The 813-nt window shown below is 73.3% G+C and carries 1 protein-coding gene; it reads left to right on the top strand.

The features are described from left to right. On the top strand, positions 1-777 hold a 777-nt coding region (locus C1I89_RS13695; protein WP_181390946.1), incomplete at its 5' end, for a 2-oxo acid dehydrogenase subunit E2. Positions 778-813 lie beyond the last annotated feature (36 nt).

Raw genomic sequence — 813 nt, 5'->3', positions numbered from 1 at the left:
GGCACCGGCCCGCGCGGGCGCATCGTGCGCCGCGACGTGGAGGCGGCGCGCGAGCGCGCCCCCGCCGCCGCGCCCTCGCCGCTGGCCGCCCGCCCCGCCGCGCGCCGCGTGCCGCACACCGGCATGCGCCGCGCCATCGCCCGCCGCCTGACCGAAAGCAAGCAGAACGTGCCGCACTTCTACCTGACGGTGGATTGCCGCATGGACGCGCTGCTGGCGCTGCGCGCGCAGGCCAACCAGGGCGGCGCGGTGAAGCTGTCGGTCAACGACTTCATCGTGCGCGCCGCCGCGCTGGCCCTGCGCGAAGTGCCCGAGGTCAACGCCAGCTGGCACGAGGATGCCGTCGAATACCACGCCGGCGCCGACATCTCGGTGGCGGTGGCCACCGACGGCGGACTGGTCACGCCCATCGTGCGCGACGCCGACGTGAAGCCGCTGTCGGCCATCGCCGGAGAAATCGTCGAGCTGGCCGCCCGCGCCAAGGTCAACCGCCTGAAGCCCGAGGAATTCACCGGCGGCTCGCTGACGGTGAGCAACCTGGGCATGTACGGCATCGGCCAGTTCGCGGCCATCATCAACCCGCCGCAGGCCGCCATCCTGGCGGTGGGCGCGGCCGAGCGCCGCCCGGTGGTGGACGAGAACGGCGCGCTGGCCGTCGCCTCCGTCATGACCGTGACCCTGTCGGCCGACCACCGGGTGGTGGACGGCGCCGTGGGCGCACGCTGGCTGGCGGCCTTGCGCAAGCTGCTCGAAAACCCCGTGCGCATCCTGCTGTGAGCCCCGCCATGACCAAGACTGCATTCGATCTCATCG

This window comes from Achromobacter pulmonis, assembly GCF_002885955.2.
Taxonomy (GTDB): Bacteria; Pseudomonadota; Gammaproteobacteria; order Burkholderiales; family Burkholderiaceae_B; genus Achromobacter; species Achromobacter pulmonis_A.
This window is presented reverse-complemented; position numbering and strand designations above follow the sequence as displayed.